16 protein-coding genes are annotated in these 18,860 nt (G+C 67.6%); 9 read left to right on the top strand and 7 right to left on the bottom strand.

From position 1 onward, the window contains the following. Window positions 1-69: 69 nt before the first annotated feature. Window positions 70-696, top strand: a complete 627-nt coding sequence (locus G3N93_RS00895; RefSeq protein ID WP_206132084.1) for a TetR/AcrR family transcriptional regulator — start codon at window positions 70-72, stop codon at window positions 694-696. 149 nt (window positions 697-845) lie between these two features. Here G3N93_RS00895 and G3N93_RS00890 read toward each other — a convergent pair whose 3' ends face one another. Further along, window positions 846-1,853 carry an AraC family transcriptional regulator gene (locus G3N93_RS00890; protein ID WP_206121438.1) on the bottom strand — a complete coding sequence of 336 codons (1,008 nt, stop codon included), beginning with the start codon at window positions 1,851-1,853 and terminating at the stop codon, window positions 846-848. 135 nt (window positions 1,854-1,988) lie between these two features. On the opposite strand from G3N93_RS00890, the gene G3N93_RS00885 reads away from it, so the two are divergent. After that, a complete protein-coding gene (locus G3N93_RS00885) occupies window positions 1,989-3,020 on the top strand; it encodes a 2Fe-2S iron-sulfur cluster-binding protein (protein WP_206132083.1) in 1,032 nt (343 codons plus the stop codon). A 35-nt stretch (window positions 3,021-3,055) separates the two neighbouring features. Beyond that, on the top strand, window positions 3,056-4,258 hold the full coding sequence (locus tag G3N93_RS00880) for an alkane 1-monooxygenase (RefSeq protein WP_174981860.1): 1,203 nt from the start codon (window positions 3,056-3,058) through the stop codon (window positions 4,256-4,258). 114 nt (window positions 4,259-4,372) lie between these two features. Here the strand turns inward: G3N93_RS00880 and G3N93_RS00875 are convergent, their stop codons facing one another. Continuing rightward, window positions 4,373-5,143 (bottom strand): SDR family NAD(P)-dependent oxidoreductase, encoded by a 771-nt coding sequence (locus tag G3N93_RS00875; RefSeq protein WP_206121441.1) that lies wholly within the window; start codon window positions 5,141-5,143, stop codon window positions 4,373-4,375. Beyond that, a complete protein-coding gene (locus G3N93_RS00870; protein ID WP_206132082.1) occupies window positions 5,140-6,798 on the bottom strand; it encodes an NAD(P)/FAD-dependent oxidoreductase in 1,659 nt (552 codons plus the stop codon). The genes G3N93_RS00875 and G3N93_RS00870 overlap by 4 nt, the downstream gene beginning before the upstream one ends. Before the next feature lie 245 nt (window positions 6,799-7,043). On the opposite strand from G3N93_RS00870, the gene G3N93_RS00865 reads away from it, so the two are divergent. From G3N93_RS00865 to G3N93_RS00845, 5 genes are all read left to right on the top strand, one after another. Continuing rightward, a complete protein-coding gene (locus G3N93_RS00865) occupies window positions 7,044-7,616 on the top strand; it encodes a nuclear transport factor 2 family protein (RefSeq protein ID WP_174937571.1) in 573 nt (190 codons plus the stop codon). Window positions 7,617-7,673: 57 nt separating this feature from the next. Beyond that, a complete protein-coding gene (locus G3N93_RS00860; protein WP_206132081.1) occupies window positions 7,674-8,465 on the top strand; it encodes an SDR family NAD(P)-dependent oxidoreductase in 792 nt (263 codons plus the stop codon). Window positions 8,466-8,616: 151 nt separating this feature from the next. Continuing rightward, window positions 8,617-9,555 (top strand): alpha/beta hydrolase, encoded by a 939-nt coding sequence (locus G3N93_RS00855; RefSeq protein WP_206132080.1) that lies wholly within the window; start codon window positions 8,617-8,619, stop codon window positions 9,553-9,555. A 124-nt stretch (window positions 9,556-9,679) separates the two neighbouring features. Next, window positions 9,680-10,549 carry an IclR family transcriptional regulator gene (locus G3N93_RS00850; RefSeq protein ID WP_174937578.1) on the top strand — a complete coding sequence of 290 codons (870 nt, stop codon included), beginning with the start codon at window positions 9,680-9,682 and terminating at the stop codon, window positions 10,547-10,549. Between the two features lie 15 nt (window positions 10,550-10,564). Further along, complete coding sequence (locus tag G3N93_RS00845) at window positions 10,565-11,377, top strand: IclR family transcriptional regulator (RefSeq protein ID WP_206132079.1); 813 nt, start codon at window positions 10,565-10,567, stop codon at window positions 11,375-11,377. A gap of 36 nt (window positions 11,378-11,413) precedes the next feature. On the opposite strand, the gene G3N93_RS00840 is transcribed toward G3N93_RS00845, so the two are convergent. The 3 genes from G3N93_RS00840 to G3N93_RS00830 all read right to left on the bottom strand — a co-directional run bounded on the left by G3N93_RS00840 (window position 11,414) and on the right by G3N93_RS00830 (window position 14,677). Continuing rightward, the gene (locus G3N93_RS00840) at window positions 11,414-12,325 is read right to left on the bottom strand and encodes an NAD(P)-dependent oxidoreductase (RefSeq protein ID WP_174943927.1); all 912 of its coding nucleotides are present in this window, start codon (window positions 12,323-12,325) and stop codon (window positions 11,414-11,416) included. Window positions 12,326-12,390: 65 nt separating this feature from the next. Continuing rightward, a complete protein-coding gene (locus G3N93_RS00835; protein ID WP_241026342.1) occupies window positions 12,391-13,314 on the bottom strand; it encodes an alpha/beta hydrolase in 924 nt (307 codons plus the stop codon). A gap of 469 nt (window positions 13,315-13,783) precedes the next feature. Continuing rightward, a complete protein-coding gene (locus tag G3N93_RS00830) occupies window positions 13,784-14,677 on the bottom strand; it encodes a LysR family transcriptional regulator (RefSeq protein ID WP_174937586.1) in 894 nt (297 codons plus the stop codon). A gap of 111 nt (window positions 14,678-14,788) precedes the next feature. Here G3N93_RS00830 and G3N93_RS00825 point away from each other — a divergent pair, with 111 nt between their 5' ends. Beyond that, complete coding sequence (locus G3N93_RS00825) at window positions 14,789-15,814, top strand: alpha/beta hydrolase (protein ID WP_277396513.1); 1,026 nt, start codon at window positions 14,789-14,791, stop codon at window positions 15,812-15,814. A gap of 187 nt (window positions 15,815-16,001) precedes the next feature. On the opposite strand, the gene G3N93_RS42015 is transcribed toward G3N93_RS00825, so the two are convergent. Then, window positions 16,002-18,671 (bottom strand): LuxR C-terminal-related transcriptional regulator, encoded by a 2,670-nt coding sequence (locus G3N93_RS42015; RefSeq protein ID WP_206132076.1) that lies wholly within the window; start codon window positions 18,669-18,671, stop codon window positions 16,002-16,004. Window positions 18,672-18,860: the final 189 nt, after the last annotated feature.

The raw sequence follows: 18,860 nt of genomic DNA, 5'->3' as shown, positions 1-18,860 counted from the left end.
TATCGAGTGATATTTGAAATGGGATCGTAATGGTATCTATCTTAAATATCAACTGATATCCTGCCTGCCATGAACATGCCCCCCCTTCACCCGCGGCTGACCCGCGAAGCAAGCCAATTGCAGACCCGCGCCCATTTGCTTGCCGCGGCGAAGCGGCTGTTCGTCGACCGCGGGTTCGGCGGCACGTCGCTCAGGGATATCGCGGCCGAGGCCGGCTATACGCAGGGGGCGTTCTATTCGAACTTCGCGAGCAAGGAGGCGCTGTTCGTCGAACTGATGCGGGAGCGTTCGACGACGCAGGTGGCCGACATCGCCCGGGCGCTGAGCGACCCGTCCGCGTCCGGGGAGGACATACTGAATGCGCTGGAGATCTGGTCGCGGACCGTCGATGCCGAGCCCGAGTGGTCGGTGCTGGGTGTCGAGTTCAAGCTTCTGGGGCGGCGCAACCCCGCTTTTGCCGTCGCGTCGCAGGCGTTGCTGGACGCCCACCGCGATGGCCTCGCCCATTGCATCGAACAGATTTTCGCGCGGCTGAAGAAGGTCCCGCCCGAACCACCGGCCGTCCTGGCCATTTCGTTCATGGGGCTCTCGCAGGGCCTGTCGCTGCAGCAGTCGATCCTGTCCGAAGTGCCGATCGGGCACATGATCATGGTGTTCCTGCGCGGCCTGCTGGCCGCGGCCGCGCCGGTGCGGTGACATTCGACGTCGCCCTTTCGCGTTGACGATGCTCCGGCACGAGCGCACGCACGACGATCCGGCGTACGGGTGGTTGCGCCGGCAGGTCATCGAGCCTGCACAGGCCATCGCGCCCCGGCCCGCGCGCCGAAGCAGCCGCCAAGCCGCCGCTACATCGACTGACGATATTCCGACGGCGACATGCCCTCCCAGCGCCTGAACGCGCGCCGGAAATTGCCGAGGCTGTCGTAGCCGAGCAGAAACGCGATTTCCTGCAGGCTGAGCTTGCCCGCCTTCACGCTCTCGATCGCGAGCTTGTGGCGCACGCTTTCCAGTATCTCGCGGTACGACGTGCCTTCGTCGGCCAGCCGCCGATGCATCGTGCGCGGCGTGACGTTCAGCAATTGCGCGGTCGAACGCTGCGTCGGGAAATCGCCGACCTTGTCGAACATCAACCGGCGGATCCTGGATGAAAAAGCCTGCTGCCGGTTCTGGTTCGCGAGTTCGTCCTGGCAGATGCGCACCGCCTCCGTCAACGCGTGCGGGTTGCTGGTGCCGAGCGGCCGGTCGAGTTCCGCCACCGGAAACGCCATGCCTGCCCAGTCGACGCCGTAACGCACGTCGCAACCGAACAGTTCGCCCGCCAGCGCCGCATGGCCGGGCACGTCGAACGGGAACGCCACGAACGATGTGCGGCTCGTGCCGCGCGTGATGTAGTCGAGCAGATTCTTGATCGTCAGCACGATCGCCTCCATCACCGGCTGCCGGATGTCGCCCAGCGGATGACGTTCGACGAACGCGAGCCGCGCATGTTCGCCCACGATCTCGAGCTTCGCGGAAACGAGCGACGTGCGCACCTGCACGAACCGCTCGATCAGTTCCAGCGCCTGCCGCGCCGTCACGCTGTTGGCGACCGCGTAGCCCAGTATCCCGTGACTGCCGACGCGCAGGCGTTCACCGACCAGCAGCCCGAATGCCGGCTCGCCGGTTGCGTCGAGCGCATCGCCGACCAGCCGCTTGAACGCGTCGAACGAAAAATCCCGGATCGTCAGCTCGCCGTTCGGCCCCGGATGCTGCAGTTGCACGAACCAGTCGGGCGGACGCCCGCCCATGCGGACCAGTTGATCGGCGATCTGGATCGCGTACTGCGGTTGAAGAAAAAAGTCCGTCTCGGACATGTCGGGTTTCCCGGGTGAGCGACGGACATCAATTGACAATAAATGCGCCATCGATGTCAATTCGCGCACTCCCGTAACGCCGGCCGGCTCCCTACGATGAAGCCACATCAATCGCTATGGCCGCATGGGGAGAACATGTTCCGATTCCTGACAAAAACCAAGACTGTGAAGGCCGTCATCAACGATCGCGCCATCACGGTCGAACCGGCGGAAACGCTGTTGCAGGCAGCGCTGCGCCACGGCATCGACTTCCCGCACAGCTGCCGCGTCGGTGGCTGCGTGACCTGCAAGTGCAAGCTCGTCGACGGGCGCGTGAAGGAGCTGACGCAGACCGGCTACATCCTGTCCGACAACGATCTCGACCAGGGTTTCATCCTCGCGTGCCAGAGCATCCCGCAAACGGACGTGACGATCGCCGTCGACACGAGCCGGCAGGCCGCGCGACGAAAGATCGACGGCCGCGTGATCGGCCAGGACCGGCTGACCCACGACATCGTCCGCCTGTGCGTGCAACTCGACGAATCGCTGCCGTACAAGGCCGGCCAGTACGCGCAGCTGTCGATCGCGTCGCTGCCCGGCGAGGCGCGCCATTACTCGTTCGCGACCCGCGTGCGGCCGAATGCGCAAGTGAATTTCCTCGTCCGCAAGGTGCCCGGCGGCGTGTTCTCGGGTCACGTTCATGCGCACGATCTCGTCGGCCGAACCGTGAGCGTCGAAGGCCCGCTCGGCGATTTCTGGATGCGCCCGGCCGAGGCCCCGCTGATCCTGATCGCGGGCGGCAGCGGGCTCGCGCCGATTCTCGCGATGCTTGAAGACGGCGTCGCGGCACGCACGACGCGTGCAGTCACGCTGCTGTTCGGCGCACGCGCGCAGCACGACCTGTATGCGCTCGACACGATTCACGACCTCGCCGCCCGCTGGCCGGGCCGCTTCGATTTTCAACCGATCCTGTCCGACGAGCCGGCCGATTCGTCGTGGCGCGGCTCGCGCGGGATGGTGACCGACGCGATCGCGGCCGACCTGCCGGCGCAGACGCACGCGTACCTGTGCGGGCCGCCCCGCATGATCGACGCGGCGACCGACGTCCTGGTCGCGCGCGGCCTCTCCCGCTCGCGGATTCACGCAGACCGCTTCACCACGCAGCACGACATGCAGGCAATCGCCTGACTTTCCCATATCGGCATGGAGGAGGAGACACCGAGATGTTCCATTACCTGAAATACTTTCTGTTCCACGTGATCGGCATCGCGTCGATCGTCGCGTTCGTCGCGGGCGGCCCGTGGATCACCGTCTGTTTCGTCGCACTCGTCGCGTTCTACATCGTCGGCGACGCGATCTGCGGCGACGATACGTCGACGCCGACCCTGCGCCATCCCGGCATCCTGACGGTTCAACTATGGATGGCCCTGCCGCTGCTGGCGCTGATCGTCTTCGCGTCGGTCTGGTCGGTCAGCGCGTCCGACCCGCTGGGCTTCGGTGCGCTGATCGAACGCGCGACCGGATACGATGCGCTGGCGGCCCGCGCGGCGGCCGGCTGGGGCCATCACGTGTCCGGCATGCTGTTGACCGGGCTGATGATCGGCATGATCGGCACCATTCCCGCGCACGAGCTGACGCATCGCACGTGGGACCCGATCTCGATGTTCATCGGCCGCTGGCTGCTGGCGTTCAGCTTCGATACGATTTTCTCGATCGAGCACGTGTACGGGCATCACCGCTATGTATCCACGACGGAAGATCCCGCCACGGCGCCGCGCGGCCGCAACGTGTATTTTCATGTGCTCGCATCGACGGTCAAAGGCAACGTCAGCGCGTGGAAAATCGAAGGCAAGCGCCTGAAGCGCGCCGGGCACGGGCTGCTCACGCCGTTCAACGCGGTCATTCGCGGCCACCTGATGAGCGTGCTGCTGATCGCCTGCGCCTGGAGCGCCGGCGGCTGGCGGACGGCCGCGTACTTCACGCTTTGCGCGCTGTGGGGCAAGGCGCTGCTTGAAATCGTCAACTACATGGAGCACTACGGCATCGTTCGCGATCCGGCGACGCCGGTCCAGCCGCGTCATTCGTGGAATACGAACCGGCGCATCAGCTCGTGGTCGATGTTCAACCTGACGCGCCATTCACATCATCATGCGCAGGGCGAAGTGCCCTATCACGCGCTCGAACCGTTTCGCGATGCGCCGATGATGATCGGCGGCTATCTGACGACCATCGTCGTCGCGATGATTCCGCCGCTCTGGCACCGGCTGATGACGCCCAAGGTGCTCGCGTGGGATCGCGTGCATGCCAGCGAGCGGGAAAGGCGTCTCGCAGCCGACGCGAACGCGCGCAGCGGCATCGCCGGGTTCGAGGCCGCGACGGGGTTGCCCGCGCTCCGCGTATCGGGTGCGGACGGGCACGGGCGCTGAGCCGTCGATCCCGCACCGGCGCCACGGGAATCGCCCGCGTTCCGGCTCGCGAACGCGGCGATTTCCGCGCCCCTTCCTGTCGTGCGATCGAGCGCCCTGGGGCGCTCTCCGTCATCACGAGATCGAGAATCCGCCGTCGATCGGGAAGATCTGCCCGGTGGTCGTGCGCGATTCGTCGGAGGCCAGGTACAGCGCCGTCAGCGCGACCTCCTTCGGGTCGATCAGGCCCAGCAACTGACGCTCGCCGGTCTTGTTGATCACGTCGGGCTGCGACTGGAGCAGCCCGGCCACGCGGGCCGTGACCGTCACGGCCGGTGCCACCGCGTTCACGCGAATGCGATGCGGCGCGTACTCGACGGCCATCGAGCGCGTGATCGCCGAGATGCCGCCCTTCGCGGCCGTGTACGCATCCTTGCCGCGCGTGCCGACCAACGCGAACACCGAGCTGCTGTTGATGACCGAACCGCCGCCGGTCTTCAGCATCGCCGCGATCCCGTACTTGCACGTGATCCACGTGCCGAACAGGTCGAGCTTGATCGCCCGCCAGAACTCGTCGGCCGGACAATCCGTCACCTGCGCGTCGACCGACGTCGAGCCGCCCGCGTTGTTGTACAGCACGTCGATCCGCCCGGCGAATTCAAGCGCCGTCGCGATCGCGTCGCGCACGCTGTCCTCGCTCGTGACGTCGGTTCGCACGAACGTCGCGGTGCCGCCCGCCGCGCGAATCGCGTCGACCGTCGCCTGCCCGGTCTGCGGGTCGAATTCGGCCACGACGACCGTCGCCCCCTCGCTGGCGAACAGCTCGGCCGCCGCACGGCCGATCCCCGCCCCTGCGCCCGTGATGAACGCGACCTTGCCGGCCACGCGCCCGTTGATGTTGCTCATGCTGCATCTCCAATCGTTTCGTTCTGCGATTCGGTTTCGCGATAGTCGGCCTGCGTCAGCACGAAGCCCGCATAGCCGGCGGCCGCGACGTCGTCGCACTTCTTGCGGTAGTTGCCGTGTCCGCCCAGATACGGCAGGAACACCTGCGGCTTGCCCGGCACGTTCGCGCCGACGTACCAGGAGTTCGCCTTCAGATAGAGGGTCTTCGCAACGACGTCCTGCACGTGCTGCATCCAGTCCTCTTCCGCCTGCTGGCCGGCGTCGATCCGGTCGATGCCCGCGTCGCGCAGGTCGCTCATGCAGCGCGCGATCCAGTCGATGTGCTGCTCGATGCTCATCGACATGTTCGCGAGCGGCCCCGGGCTGCCCGGCCCCGTCACGGTGAACAGGTTCGGGAAGCCGCTCGTCATCAGGCCGAGATAGGTCTTCGCGCCGCTCGCCCACTTGTCGGTCAGCGGGCGGCCGTTCACGCCGCGCACGTCGATATGCGTGAGTGCGCCCGTCAGCGCGTCGTAGCCGGTCGCATAGATCAGCACGTCGAGTTCGTGCAGCCCTTCGCTCGTCATGATCCCTTCGGGCACGACGCGATCGATCGGCGTCTGCTTCAGGTCGACCAGCGTCACGTCGTCGCGGTTGTACACGCTGTAGTACGTGTCGCCGAGGCACGGGCGTTTCGTGCCGAACGGGAAGCCGCGCGGCATCAGTTTCTCCGCCACCACCGGGTCCTTCACCGTCTCGCGGATCTTGCCGCGAATGAACTCGGCCACCGTATCGTTCGCGGCCTCGTTCGACAGGATGTCGCCGTAGCACATGCGAAAACCGAGCAACTGGCTGTTTTCCCACGCGTTCTCGTATTTCTTCTGGCGCTCCTCCGGCGTTGCGTCGAGCGCCGATTCCACCGGGAACGGCACCGCGATGCCGAAGCGCGTGAGACGGCTCACCGCACGCCGCTCCGGATACGTTGCCCGCACGCGGGCCCGCATCTCGGGCGTGAGCGGATGATTCTTCGCCGGCACCACGTACACGGCCGTGCGCTGGAACACCGTCAGGTGCTTGCACTTGCCGGCAAGCGCCTGGATCACCTGGATGCCCGACGAACCCGTGCCGATCACGCCGACGCGCTTGTTACCGAAGTCGACTTCATGATGCGGCCAGCGGCCCGTGTGATGGCTTTCGCCGGCGAACGTGTCGATCCCCGGGATTTCAGGCGGCTTCGGCACCGACAGCACGCCCGTGGCCGGTACGAAGAAACGCGCATGCGTGACCTTGCCGTCCGACGTCGTCACGCGCCAGATATTCCGCTGCTCGTCGAACACCGCGGATTCGACCCGCGTATTGAAGCGGACGTGCCGGCGCAGATCGAAGCGGTCCGCGACGTGGTTCAGGTAGCGCATCAGTTCCGAGGACGTCGGATAGCGCTCCGGCCAGTCCCATTCGTCCTGCAGCTCCGGGGAAAACGAATACGAGTAGTCCCAGCATTCGAGATCCACGCGCGCACCCGGGTAGCGATTCCAGTACCAGGTGCCGCCGACGCCGTCGCCCGATTCGAATGCCTGGATCCGGAAACCCGCGTCGGTGAGCCGCTTGATCGCATACAGGCCGCCGAAGCCGGCACCGACGACGACGGCATCGAGCACGTCGAGAGGTTGGTTCATGTTGGGTGTCTCCTTTGAAATGATTGCGCATCGCAGGAGCCCATTGAAAGACCGCACGCCGGCTTGCATCAACGGCGACGGTGCGGCCTTACCGTACATTGAAATCGGCCGGCGCCGGCCGCCGGCCGCGCGCTGCGGCAAACCCGATCAAATTTCAAAGTACGGCAAACCGGCGCGATGCGCGTTGACGCGATACGGACCGGCTCTTCATCGTTGATGCCATCAATCACAAGGAGACTCATGCCGTGTCCGACGCCATGCAACGACTGATCGACAAGGACCTGATCCGCGACGTGATGCTGCGTTACGCACGCGGCGTCGACCGTCGCGACTGGGCGCTCGTGCGCGCCGCCTTCTTCGAGGACGGCGAAGACGACCACGCGGATTTCAAGGGCACGCGCGATGCGTTCATCGCGTGGGTGCGCGAGCGGCACGATGCGCCCGGCCTGCTGACCTCCACCCACTTTCTCGGCAACTGCCTCGTGGAACTCGCATCCGACCGCGTCGCCGCGGTCGAGACGTATTTCTTCGCGCGGCTGGAAATCGCGCCGCAAGCCAGCGAACACCGCTCGATGCTCGACGCGAAGCACGCCGGCAGCACGCACAACAGCCGGGTAGAGGTTTTCGGCCGCTACGTCGACCGCTTCGAGAAGCGTGACGGCGAATGGCGGATCGCACGGCGGCGCACCGTCTTCGACGCCATCCAGTCGCACCTCGTCGATCCGGCCGACAACGTGCTCAACCCGGCCTGGACGCTCGGCCGTCGCGGCCCGGACGATCCGGTGTTCGCCGTACGTGCGGAAGCCGGCCTGGACTGACACGCCGCAGCGCGCGGCAGCCGGGCCGCGGTAAATACAACATCAAAGGAGACAGACATGGAATTGCGCAGAAACGTGCTCGTGGTGGGCGGCGCCGGCGGCATCGGCGCGGCCTGCTGTGCGGCGCTCTCGGCGACGTGGAACCCGATCGTGGTCGACCGCGACGCGAAGGCCGCCGAACGCGTGGCGGCCGAAACGGGCGGCCGCGCGTACGGGCTCGACGTCGGTGAGGTCGACGGCATCGAGCCGTGCATCGACACCATCGAACGCGACTGCGGCGACATCGACGCGCTCGTGTTCGCGGCCGGCGTGATCCCGCCCGCGCAAGGCCCGCTGCAGGCCGACCTGCCGGTCTGGGACCACATCCTGGACATCAACGCGCGCGGCGCCTATGCGGTCTGCCGTGCGGTCGGACTGCGCATGGCGTCGCGTGGGCGCGGCAGCATCGTGATGCTGTCGTCGCTCGCCGGGATGGTCCCGACGCCTCACCTCGCCTACGGCCCGTCGAAGGCCGCGATGATCAATCTCGCGGGCTCGCTTGCCGTCTATCTCGGCCGGCAGGGCGTGCGCGTGAACGCCGTGTCGCCGGGGCCCGTCCGCACGCCCGTGATCGAGGCCAGCTACGCACGCGGCGAACGCGATCCCGCCGTGATGGCGCGGCAAACCGCGCTCGGCCGCGTCATCACGCCCGGCGAACTGGCCGGACCGATCGCGTTCCTGTTGTCCGACGCGGCCTCCGCGATCACCGGCACCAACCTCGTCGTCGATGCCGGCGCCACCGCCACCTTCGGCTGGAACCTGTTCGGCGGCGTGGACGCCGTGCTCGGCGCACTGCAGCCGCCGCAGTAGGCCGGATCGCCCGCGTCGCGCCGGCAGCGCGGCGCGACGCACATCGGCGAAATCGCCCACCTGATATCACCCCATCACGGAGACACCCCATGGACCGCTCGACCGCCTCGCCCGGCGCCCCGCTTCGCCTGGCCGCCCGCAGGTCGCCATCATGAGTCTCGACGCCGCCACCCAGGCGTTCATGGACAAGCTCGCCGCAACGCCATCGAAGCCGCGTCACCTGATGACGCCGGACGAAGCGCGCACGGCGTTTGCCCGCATCGGCACGATCCTGTCGCCCGGCGCCGACGTGCACGCCACCACCGCGCTCGACATCCCGGTCGACGGCGGCACGCTCCGCGCGCGGCTGTTCGTGCCGGACGGGCGCCCGCAGGCGTTGCTCGTCTACTTCCACGGCGGCGGCTGGGTCGTCGGCGGAATCGACGCGTTCACGCCGCTGTGCCGGGAAATCGCCGCCGGCGCGGGTGTTGCGGTCGCGCTCGTCGAATACCGGAAGGCGCCGGAGCATCCATTCCCGGGGCCGGTGCACGACGCCTGGCAGGCCGCGCAGTGGCTCGCTTCGCAACGGGTCGCACTGCTCGGCGCCGAACTGCCGGTATTCGTCGGAGGAGACAGCGCGGGCGCCAACCTCGCAATCGCGGTGACGTTGCTCGCCCGCCGCGAGGGACCGATGTCGTTCGCCGGCCAGTTGCTCGTCTATCCGGTGACCGATTGCGCGTTCGACCGGCCTTCGTACGTCGCCGCCGAGAACCAGCTGCTGACCACGCGCGACGCGATGATGTGGTACTGGAATCACTACGCGCCAGGCGACGCAGCCCGACATTCGAGCCTCGCGTCGCCGCTGCGGGAAACCGACTTGTCCGGCCTGCCGGAAGCGATCGTCGTGACCGCCGAGCACGACGTGTTGCGCGACGAAGGAGAGGCGTATGCGCAGCGCCTCGAACAGGCCGGCGTGCCGGTTCATCATCGCCGTGCGCCGGGGCAGATGCACGGCTTTCTGATGATGATTGGCGTGCTGCCCGGCAGCCGCGACGGCCTCGAATTCGTGTGCGAGCGGCTCCGCGACCTCGTCGCGCGATCGTCGCGCTGACGCGCCGGGCCCGCCTCCGGGCTCGCCCCAGCGTCACGATCGGCGCGATGGTAGTACGATTCGACCAGCAACGCGCAACGGGCCCGCACGCGGCCCGCGATCGAACGAACCGACGGAGACACTCATGCAACCCGGCAGATCCATGCCGACGCACGTCGATGCGAGGTCCGGCAACGGCCCGCACGGCGTCGACACCGCGTGGCCGAAGCCACCGCGCGGCGAACGCGCGCCGAGCAGCACGATGGTGACGCCCCTCGCGCGCGGGCTGTCGATCCTGTCGGTGTTCGGCCCGGAACATGCGTGGCTCGGCAACCTGGAAATCGCGCACGCCACCGGCATTCCGGCGCCGACCGTGCTGCGGTTGCTGCGCTCGCTCGTCGCGCTCGGCTACCTGCATCACGACAAAGCGAGCCGCAAGTATTCGCTGGCCGCCGCCTCGCTGGCGCTCGGCTACGCGGCCGTTTCCGATCCCGACCTGCAGCGGGTCGCCGGCATCGAGATGCGCAAGTTCGCCGAGGCGACCGATACCTGCGTGCTGCTCGGCACGCGCGACCGGTCCGACATCCTGATCCTCGACGTCCAGATCGGCAGCCGCGTCGTGCTCAACCTGCAGTTGCAGCCCGGCATGCGCATGCATATCGCGTATTCGCTGATGGGCTGGTCGCTGCTTGCCGTGCTGCCGGAGTCGGAGCGCAGCTATCTGCTGAGCGAACTCGAACGGCGGCCCGACGACAACTGGCCGACCATCGGGCGCCGGATGCACGAAAAAATCGCGCAGGTGCGCGAACTCGGCTTCGGCATGCTGCACGGCGAATGGGAAGAGGAACTCGCGTGCGTCGCGGCGCCGCTGGTGCTGCCCGATCGCCCGCCGCTGGTGCTCGGCTGCGTCGGCCGCACCGCGCGCCTCGCGCAGGCGCGGATCGAGCGGGAACTCGGGCCGCGACTCGTCGCGATTGCGCAGACGCTGCGCAATCGCGTGCCGCGCCAGGGCTGAGGGCGCGGGAGCACGATGATGAATCCGTCGAATCATGCCGAAACCGCGACGCCCGAGCCCGCGCAGGTCACGCTCACGCTCGACCGCGGCCTTCAGTTGCTGCGCGCGTTTCATGCCGAACGCGCGCCGCTGACCAACGGCGAACTCGCGCAGCGCACCGGGATGTCCCGGTCGGCGGTGTCCCGCCTCACGTCGACGCTGATTCAGCTCGGCTATATCCGCCGTGTCGCGGGCGGCACGCGCTTCGAGCTGGCGACGGGCGTCTTCGGCATCGGGCATGCGTACCTCGAAACCAATCCCGTCACGCGGCTCGCGCAGCCGCTGATGCAGCAACTCGCCGACCGGCTCGATGTGTCCGTCGCACTCGCGACGGCCGATGGCCTCGACATGCTGTACATCGCGCATCGCACGAGTTCGGGCATCGCGACGCTGCGGCTCGGCGTCGGCTCGTTGCTGCCGATGGGCCTGACGTCGATCGGGCGCGCGTGGCTGTGGGGGTTGCCCGACCCTCTGCGGCAGGAATATGTCGCGCGGCTGCTGGAGGCCGCGGGAGCGCAGCGCGATGCGATACGCACCGGCATCGACCACGCGTTCGAGGATTTGCGCGAGAACGGCGTGTGCATGTCGTACGGCGAATTCCAGCGCAACGCGTACGGCATCGCGTTGCCGGTCAGCGTCGGCGATACGGCCACGCCGATGTCGCTGAGCTGCGGCGCGATCAAGGCCCGTGCCGACATCGACGCCATCAGGCAGCGCATCGTGCCGGCGCTCAAGCAGGCCGCGCTCGATCTCGAACACGAGCTGCGCGACGTTCGCTACGAACCGTGATCGCACCCGCGGCGCACCGGTGCGGTTCGAAACGCGTCACCCGGGCGCGCGCCCGCCGCGCACCTGCGTGCCGCCCTGCTCCGCGACGAACGTCAGGATCGACGTGAAATCGTCCTTGCCGCGCCCTGCTTCATAGGCCGCGTGCCAGACGTCGCGCGCCCGTTCGATCGTCGGCGCCGCGATGTCCAGCAAACGCGCCGCGTCGAATCCGAGCGACATGTCCTTGTCGATGATCGCGACCGCCGCACCGTAGTCGAATCGCCCCGCCACGGCCCGGCTCAGCATCTTCGAACACGCGAAGCTCTGCGCCGTTCCGGCGTCGAGCAACCGCATCATCATGTCGGGATCGAGACCGGCCTTCGCGCCCATCGCGAGCCCTTCCGAGCACACGACGAGATTGGTCGCCATGATGATGTTGTTCACGATCTTCATGACCTGCGCCATGCCGGCGCGCTCGCCCATCACGAACACGTCCTTGCCGATCAGCGACAGCAGCGGCGACACCTGCTCGACGAGCGCCGGTGCGCCGGCCGCGAGCATCGCGAGCGTACCGGCGCGTGCGGCCGGCGCGCCGCCGGAGATCGGCGCATCGACGATACCGATTCCCTTCTGCGCGAGCGCGTCGCCGATCCGCTCGATCAGGTCCTGACCGATCGTCGACATCTCCACGTAGGTACGGATCGCCGATCCGTGCACGACGCCGTCCGGCCCCAGGCCGACCGCCAGCGACACGTCCCGGTTCGGCAGGCACGCGAACACGATGCCGGCCGCATCGGCGACCGCGCGCGGCGAATCGTGGACGACGGCGCCGCCTTCGATGAACGGCGCGAGCGCCGCCGGCGACGGATCGTACACATGCAGGCGAAACGCGTGGCCGAGCAAGCGCTCGGCCATCGGGCCGCCCATCTGACCGAGGCCGAGAAAGCCGATAGATCGTTCTGTTTCCATTCGCACTCCGAATCCGTTTGTCCACCAAGTCATGACGCGACCGCGCCACGACGCTTTATCGTTCGTCAGCGCGCCATCACGTCGCGGATCCACGCCGCCGCGCGCAGCAACCCTTTCTGAGCGGCCGCACAGGCCGGCCCCATCCGGAAGAAGCCGTGAATCATGTCGTCGTAACGCCAGAACGTGACCGGCACGCCGGCATCGAACAGGCGATTGGCATAGGCTTCGCCTTCGTCGCGCAGCGGGTCGAACCCAGCCGTGATCACCAGCGCACGCGGCAGGCCCGCCAGCGATTTCGCGCGCAGCGGGCACGCATGCGGATCCAGCGCCTGCCGTTCGTTCGCGACGTAGTCGTTCCAGAACCGGATCATCGCCGCGCGCGTGAGCGAATAGCCGGACTGGTTCTCGATGTACGAACGGGTCGGCGGCGTGTGATAGTCGGTCACCGGATACACGAGCACCTGCGCGCGCAACGGCGGGCCACCCTCGTCGCAGATCCTCAGCGCGGTCACCGCGGCCAGGTTGCCACCGGCGCTATCGCCGGCCACGACGATGCGCGACGGGTCGAACGACAGCGTGTCGGCTTGTTGCGCGATCCGGCACACGGCATCGAAGCAATCGTCGACGGCGGCCGGAAACGGGTGTTCCGGCGCCAGCCGATAGTCGACGGCAATCACGGCGGCGCCGCTTTCCGCGCAGAGATCGCGACACACGTGATCGTGCGTGTCGAGATTGCCGATCACGAAGCCGCCGCCATGAAAGAACACGGTGACGCCATTGCTGTGCGCAACCTGCGGCCGGTACAGGCGCGCCGCGAGCACGCGCCCTTCGAGCGCCAGGTCGAAATCGACGACCTCGCCGACGACGGTGCGCCGCTCCAGCGGCGGGTACGCGAGGCTGTTCCTGAGCGCGTCGACGGACAGACTCTCCATCGGCGGCGCGGCTTCGAGGGTCTTCAGAATCGCGGCAATTTGCGGATCGAGCGGCATCGGCATTACTCGTCGGCGGGTCGGGAAGCGTCGCGATGCAATCCGGCGCGATCGGCGGCGTGCACATCGAAATCGACACGACGATTCTGCCGTGCGCGGGGGGAACGGGGCATCACTTGTCTCCGTATTGGCGATGGTTTCGCTACACGCGTCCGCCCGGACGCCGATGGGAATCGGCACGATCGGGGGCGCGTCATCAGTTCACGTGCAGCGTGCGGCCATGCCGTCGAGCGGTCAATTCCGGAGCGCGGCGGTTTCCGTACAACGGAATCGGCTATCGCGGCCGATTCGCTTCCGGCCCGCGGAACGTTCAGACAAGAGACGATGCGCCGGTTCCGGACGCGCCGCTACAGTACCGGCACGCGCCCGGACGCCATGCCGACCAATCGGGCCGGATCGCGATCGAACCACGCCGGCCACTCGATGACCGGCGCAGGGCCCGCCCGCGCCGCCGGCACGGCGACGGGGCCTATCCGCGGTAGCGCAGCGCGTCGACCACCAGCGAAAACGCGGGGGACGCATGACGGCGGCTCGGGTAGTAGAGGTAGTACGGCTCGTAGGTCTTGCGCCAGCCCGACAGCGCTTCGACCAGTTGCCCCGACGCCAGCTGATCGGCGACGAACGCATGCGGCAGGTACGCCAGGCCAAGCCCGCTCAGCGCGGCATCGCGCGCCGACCCGATGCTGTTGCCGACCAGCTGGCCGTCGACCTTCACGCGCTGCTCCTTGCCCGCTTTCGCGAACACCCACGGGAAATACTCGCCGTGCGTCGGCAGGCGAAGGTTGATGCAGAGATGGTCGGTCAGGTCGCGCGGGAGTTTCGGCGCCGGCCGGCTGGCGAAATACGCCGGCGCCCCGACGACCGACATCGGATGCGGCGGGCTGATCTGCACGGCGATCATGTCCTTGGCCACGAGCCCGCCGCGCCGCACGCCCGCGTCGTAGCGGCCGCTGACGATGTCGGTCAGCCCGTAATCGATATTGAGTTCGACGCGGATGTCGGGGTACGCGGGCAGGAGCCGCGTCACGGCCGGCTGCAGGACATGCTGCACCGCATATTCGTCGGCATTGAGGCGGATCGTCCCGGCGGGCTTGTCGCGCAGGTGGGTGATTTCGTCGAGGCCCGAATCGATCTCGCCCATCGCCGGGCCGATCAGCTCCAGCAACCGGCTGCCTGCCGCGGTCAGCGAAACGCTGCGCGTGGTGCGCGCGAACAGTTGCAGGCCGAGCCGCGTCTCGAGCGCGCGGATGACCTGGCTGAGCGCCGACTGCGAGATGCCCAGGCGCGCGGCCGCGCGCGTGAAGCTGCCTTCTTCGGCGACCAGCAGGAAGGCCGTCAGGTCCTTGAGGTTGCTGCCGTTCATTCAGAAGCTCCACTAATAACTGCATCAAGATTTTTCTGGATTATCACCGAGCCTGTCAAGGTCTAAAGTGTTCCTTACCGCGAGCACCAACGGTACGCCCTTCCAGGCAGCATGCCGGCGTTCGGCTCGCTCACCGGGAAACGTGTCCCGATCCACTCATCGCGCAGGGCCCGACCGGCCACGCGCACACGACAGGACCTCATCATGAAATCCGTGACCTTCAAGAACCGCACGTGGGACGTGGCCGCCGACCTTCGCTTCCCGAAGGACTTCGACGAAACGAAGACCTACTCGGCGATCGTCTGCGCGCACCCGATCAGCAGCTGCAAGGAGCAGACCTCGGGCCGCATCTACGGCGAACAGCTCGCCGAGCAGGGTTTCATCACGCTGGCCTTCGACGCATCGACCCAGGGCGCGAGCGGCGGCGAGCCGCGCTTCAGCGAAGATCCGACGCTGCGCGTGGAAGACTTCCGCTGCGCGGTGGACTACCTGGTCACGCTCCCCTTCGTGGACGAGAAGCGCATCGGCGTGCTGGGCGTGTGCGGCGGCGGCGGTTATGCGGTCAATGCCGCGATGACCGAGCGCCGTTTCAAGGCGGTGGCCACGGTGGTCGCAGCCAACTACGGCCGCATCATGCGTGAAGGCGACCTGACGCCAGATTCGGCGCTGAAGGCGCTGGACGCGATCGCCAGCCAGCGTACGGCGGAAGCACGCGGCGCCGAACCGCTGCTGACCACCTACATCCCGACCTCCAGGGCGGCGCTCGAGCAGGCCGGCCTGACCAACGTGGACATCGTCGAGGCGGTCGAGTACTACACGACGCCGCGCGGCCAGCAGCCGGGTTCGCCCAACCAGCTGCGTTTCTCGAGCCTCGCGCCGGCAGTCGGCTGGGATGCGTTCCACCTGGCCGAGCACCTGCTGACGCAGCCGCTGCATATCGTCATCGGCGGCGGCGAGCCGGGCGCGTTCGGTTCGTTCCGCGACGGCTTCGACCTGTACAACCGCGCGCGGTCGAGCGAGAAGACGCTGCAGATCGTGCCCGGCGCCACTCACTACGACCTGTACGACCAGCCCGCGCCGACCGGCCAGGCGCTGGAGCAACTGGTGCCGTTCTTCAAGAAGCATCTGGGGGCGTAACGCGTCGCGTCGGCTACCCGCCGCGACGCGGGCTGCCGGCCGGCGCAACATGCCGGTGGTCGGCCCAGCCCGGACGTGACACGGTAGCCGGCCTCCGCCGCCGCACCCTCTCGTGCCGCGATAGCCTGAGCTGACGTACCGAAGAGGACGGCCACGCAACCCGCGCGGCCGTCCTCTTCGCATTGCATCACCGCAAGTCGAGTTGCGCCTTGAGAATCGCCTGCGCGCGATTCTTGACGTCCAGCTTCAGGTACACGTTCTTCAGATGAAACTTCACGGTGTTTTCGGAAAGGAACAGCTTCTCCGAAATCTCGCGATTCGATGCGCCGCTGCACAGCAACCGCAGGATTTCCTGTTCGCGCTGCGACAAAGCGCCGTACCACGCCGCCGTATGGACACGTTGTTCCGATGCCTGCGCCGTATGCGGCAGCTCCGCATCGGGCGCCTGGTCGAGCAACGCGATCAGTTCGGCGCCTTCGTCGAGCAGCGCGCGCCGGCAGCCACCGGCGCTCGCCGTTTCGCGTACGCCCTGCAGCGTTCGCAGCGCGAGCCGCGTATGCCCCTGCCGATGCTGCACCAGCGCCTGCAGCACGTGCAGCTTGACCGACAGCAGCGGCCGGGCCGGCGTGATCGCCAGCGCGGCTTTCAGCAACTCGCCGGCCCGGTCGAGTTGCTGCCGGAACAGCGCGAGCCGGATCCGGCCCAGCAGCCGTCCGCTCAGCATCTCGGTGATCGGAATCCACACGGGGTCCGACGGCGACGCGTCGTCCGTCACGTGCTGCAGCAGCGCTTCGACACGCGCCGCATCGCCGCTGCGCGCGGCAAAGTAAAGCCGCTCCCACGCGATCATCTCGCGCACGCCCGACCACTGGCTCTGAAAGCTCAGGCGCTCGAGCGTGTCGAGCGTGTCTCGCGCCTGGATCAGCCGCCCGCGGGCCGCGTGAATGCGCGCGATCGAGACCATCGACAGCGCGATGAATTCCGGCACCGCCGCCAACGCGATCTCGTCCTCGAACTGGGTCGCGAGCCGTTCCCCGATATCGAGCGCATCGGCTTCATAGCACGCCCAGATCCGCGATGCCGCAAGCGCCACCGCCGCCATGCCGCGATTCACGTAGGGCCACGGCCGGGTGCCCGACGTCGCGCGCGGCGCTTCGGTCGCGAGCCTCGGCTGCCCGCTGGTGACCTGCAGGATGCAGCGCAGCGCGAGCGTGTAGCCCTGGCTGAACGCGGCCTGCGCATGGTCGTTGTGGCTGTTCGCCAGCACGAGCATGTGGTGGATGTCCTCCTCGTTCCACGTCGCCATCGCGCTGAACGTCAGCAGGTTGGCTGCGGCGCCCAGTTCGAACGCCTCGAAGATGTCGCGCGCCGGCTGATGCAGCACCGGGATGTTCGCGAGACGCGCGGCGCCGCGCAGGTCGTTGTTGAACATCGTCGCCATCGCCAGCACGACGTCCGGATTGTGCGCGGCGCCGTCATGTTCGCGAGCGCGCGTCTCGTCGAGATACGACAGCAGCGGATGCGTCGGGCTCCCGCGACGAAGGAACACGAGCGCCCACGCCACCTTGATCGCGAGACTCCGGTTGCCGAGCACCTCGTTCAACGGCAGCCGGTCGAACCAGTACGCCACCGTGGCCAGTTCCGCGCCCGCGATCAGCCGCGACGCCCATTCGTCGAGCGTGCGCACCGCAAGCGCGTACTCGCGCGCCTCGACCGCGTGATACATCGCCTCCTCCGGCACGCCATGCCGCACGTACCAGTGCGCCGCGCGCCGGTGCACGTCGAGCACGCCATCGGGATCGTCCTGGCCGAGACGGTCGGACAGGAAGCGCGCAAACAGGCTGTGATACCTGTACCAGCCCGGATTGCCGTCGAGCGCCTCGAGAAACAGGCCGTCCTGCTCCAGTCGCTGCAGCACCGCGTCTGCGTGATGCGCGCCGGTCACCTCCGCGCACAGCGATCCGTTCAGGCGCCGCAGCAACGAGGTTTTCAGCAGGAACACCTGCGCGTCCGGCGGCTGCAGCGACAGCGTGTTTTCCGACAGGTAGCGCACCAGCTCCAGCGGCCCGCAATCGCGCATCTCGTCGACCGTGTGCCACGGATTGCCGCGCGCAAGCGCAAGCTTGAACAACTGCAACCCGGCCGGCCAGCCTTCGGTGCGCGCCTGCACGAACGACGCGATCTCCGCGTCGAGCGCCTCGTCGTCCGAGGCGGTCATGAATTCGACCGACTCCGCAGGCGAGAAACGCAGGTCCTCCATCCGCAGCACCAGCGCCTCTTCGGCGACCAGCAGCGTGCTCACGCCGATGTCCGGCAAATTGCGCGACCCGATATAGATCCGGCAGCGGCCCGGCAGCGCACGCAACAGGTCGCGCAGGAACCGCAGGATCGCGGGATCGCGAATCCACTGGAGATCGTCGATGCACAAGCCGATCGGGCCGGGAATCTGCCCGAATCGATCGAGCACCCAGTCGATCATGTTGTCGGTCGTCGCCGGCGACTGCTCGGGCGCGGGGCCGCCCGCGTCCGCCACCATCTGCGTGACCAGCGCGATGAAGTACGTTTCGAAGCGGCGCGGATCGTTGTCGTTCTCGTCGAGCGTCAGCCAGCCGATCGTCCAGCGCTTCGCGGTGCCGATCTCCATGATCTGCCGAAGCAGCGTGGATTTGCCGCTGCCGAGCGGCGCATGCAGGATCACGACGTGCGGCACGCCGAGCCGCGTCACGCGTTCGAGCAACGCGTGACGCACGATCGCGCCGCGTCGCGCGGCAGGGGGCGAAAACTTGTGCTCGCGCAGGTCCACGCCGTCATGACGCGCGCTGCGCTGGATCGCATTTCGGGAAACGGTCACGATCATCCGGGTGAGGGGTCGGGTCGCTCATCCTGCCGCATTCACGCGGCAGCTTCAAGCCGTGGCATCGCCTTCGGGTACCGCACCTGCGTCCGGCAGCGGCGGCGTCCACCCGCCCACCCGGGAAAACGCGGAGAACGCTGCAAACGGATTACAGCAGTAAGGCCGCAGGCATGCCGCCGATTCATGCGCTGC

This window comes from Burkholderia sp. Se-20378 (assembly GCF_017104665.1).
GTDB lineage: Bacteria > Pseudomonadota > Gammaproteobacteria > Burkholderiales > Burkholderiaceae > Burkholderia > Burkholderia lata.
This window is presented reverse-complemented; position numbering and strand designations above follow the sequence as displayed.

What these genes read in the sequence shown, in the direction of transcription:
- G3N93_RS00855 (WP_206132080.1), top strand. Translation starts at nt 8,617, where the DNA reads ATGAGTCTCGACGCCGCCACCCAGGCGTTCATGGACAAGCTCGCCGCA.
- G3N93_RS00870 (WP_206132082.1), bottom strand. Translation starts at nt 6,798, where the DNA reads ATGAACCAACCTCTCGACGTGCTCGATGCCGTCGTCGTCGGTGCCGGC.
- G3N93_RS42015 (WP_206132076.1), bottom strand. Translation starts at nt 18,671, where the DNA reads ATGATCGTGACCGTTTCCCGAAATGCGATCCAGCGCAGCGCGCGTCAT.
- G3N93_RS00885 (WP_206132083.1), top strand. Translation starts at nt 1,989, where the DNA reads ATGTTCCGATTCCTGACAAAAACCAAGACTGTGAAGGCCGTCATCAAC.
- G3N93_RS00850 (WP_174937578.1), top strand. Translation starts at nt 9,680, where the DNA reads ATGCAACCCGGCAGATCCATGCCGACGCACGTCGATGCGAGGTCCGGC.
- G3N93_RS00875 (WP_206121441.1), bottom strand. Translation starts at nt 5,143, where the DNA reads ATGAGCAACATCAACGGGCGCGTGGCCGGCAAGGTCGCGTTCATCACG.
- G3N93_RS00840 (WP_174943927.1), bottom strand. Translation starts at nt 12,325, where the DNA reads ATGGAAACAGAACGATCTATCGGCTTTCTCGGCCTCGGTCAGATGGGC.
- G3N93_RS00835 (WP_241026342.1), bottom strand. Translation starts at nt 13,314, where the DNA reads ATGCCGCTCGATCCGCAAATTGCCGCGATTCTGAAGACCCTCGAAGCC.
- G3N93_RS00895 (WP_206132084.1), top strand. Translation starts at nt 70, where the DNA reads ATGAACATGCCCCCCCTTCACCCGCGGCTGACCCGCGAAGCAAGCCAA.
- G3N93_RS00830 (WP_174937586.1), bottom strand. Translation starts at nt 14,677, where the DNA reads ATGAACGGCAGCAACCTCAAGGACCTGACGGCCTTCCTGCTGGTCGCC.
- G3N93_RS00860 (WP_206132081.1), top strand. Translation starts at nt 7,674, where the DNA reads ATGGAATTGCGCAGAAACGTGCTCGTGGTGGGCGGCGCCGGCGGCATC.
- G3N93_RS00880 (WP_174981860.1), top strand. Translation starts at nt 3,056, where the DNA reads ATGTTCCATTACCTGAAATACTTTCTGTTCCACGTGATCGGCATCGCG.
- G3N93_RS00825 (WP_277396513.1), top strand. Translation starts at nt 14,789, where the DNA reads ATGCCGGCGTTCGGCTCGCTCACCGGGAAACGTGTCCCGATCCACTCA.
- G3N93_RS00890 (WP_206121438.1), bottom strand. Translation starts at nt 1,853, where the DNA reads ATGTCCGAGACGGACTTTTTTCTTCAACCGCAGTACGCGATCCAGATC.
- G3N93_RS00845 (WP_206132079.1), top strand. Translation starts at nt 10,565, where the DNA reads ATGATGAATCCGTCGAATCATGCCGAAACCGCGACGCCCGAGCCCGCG.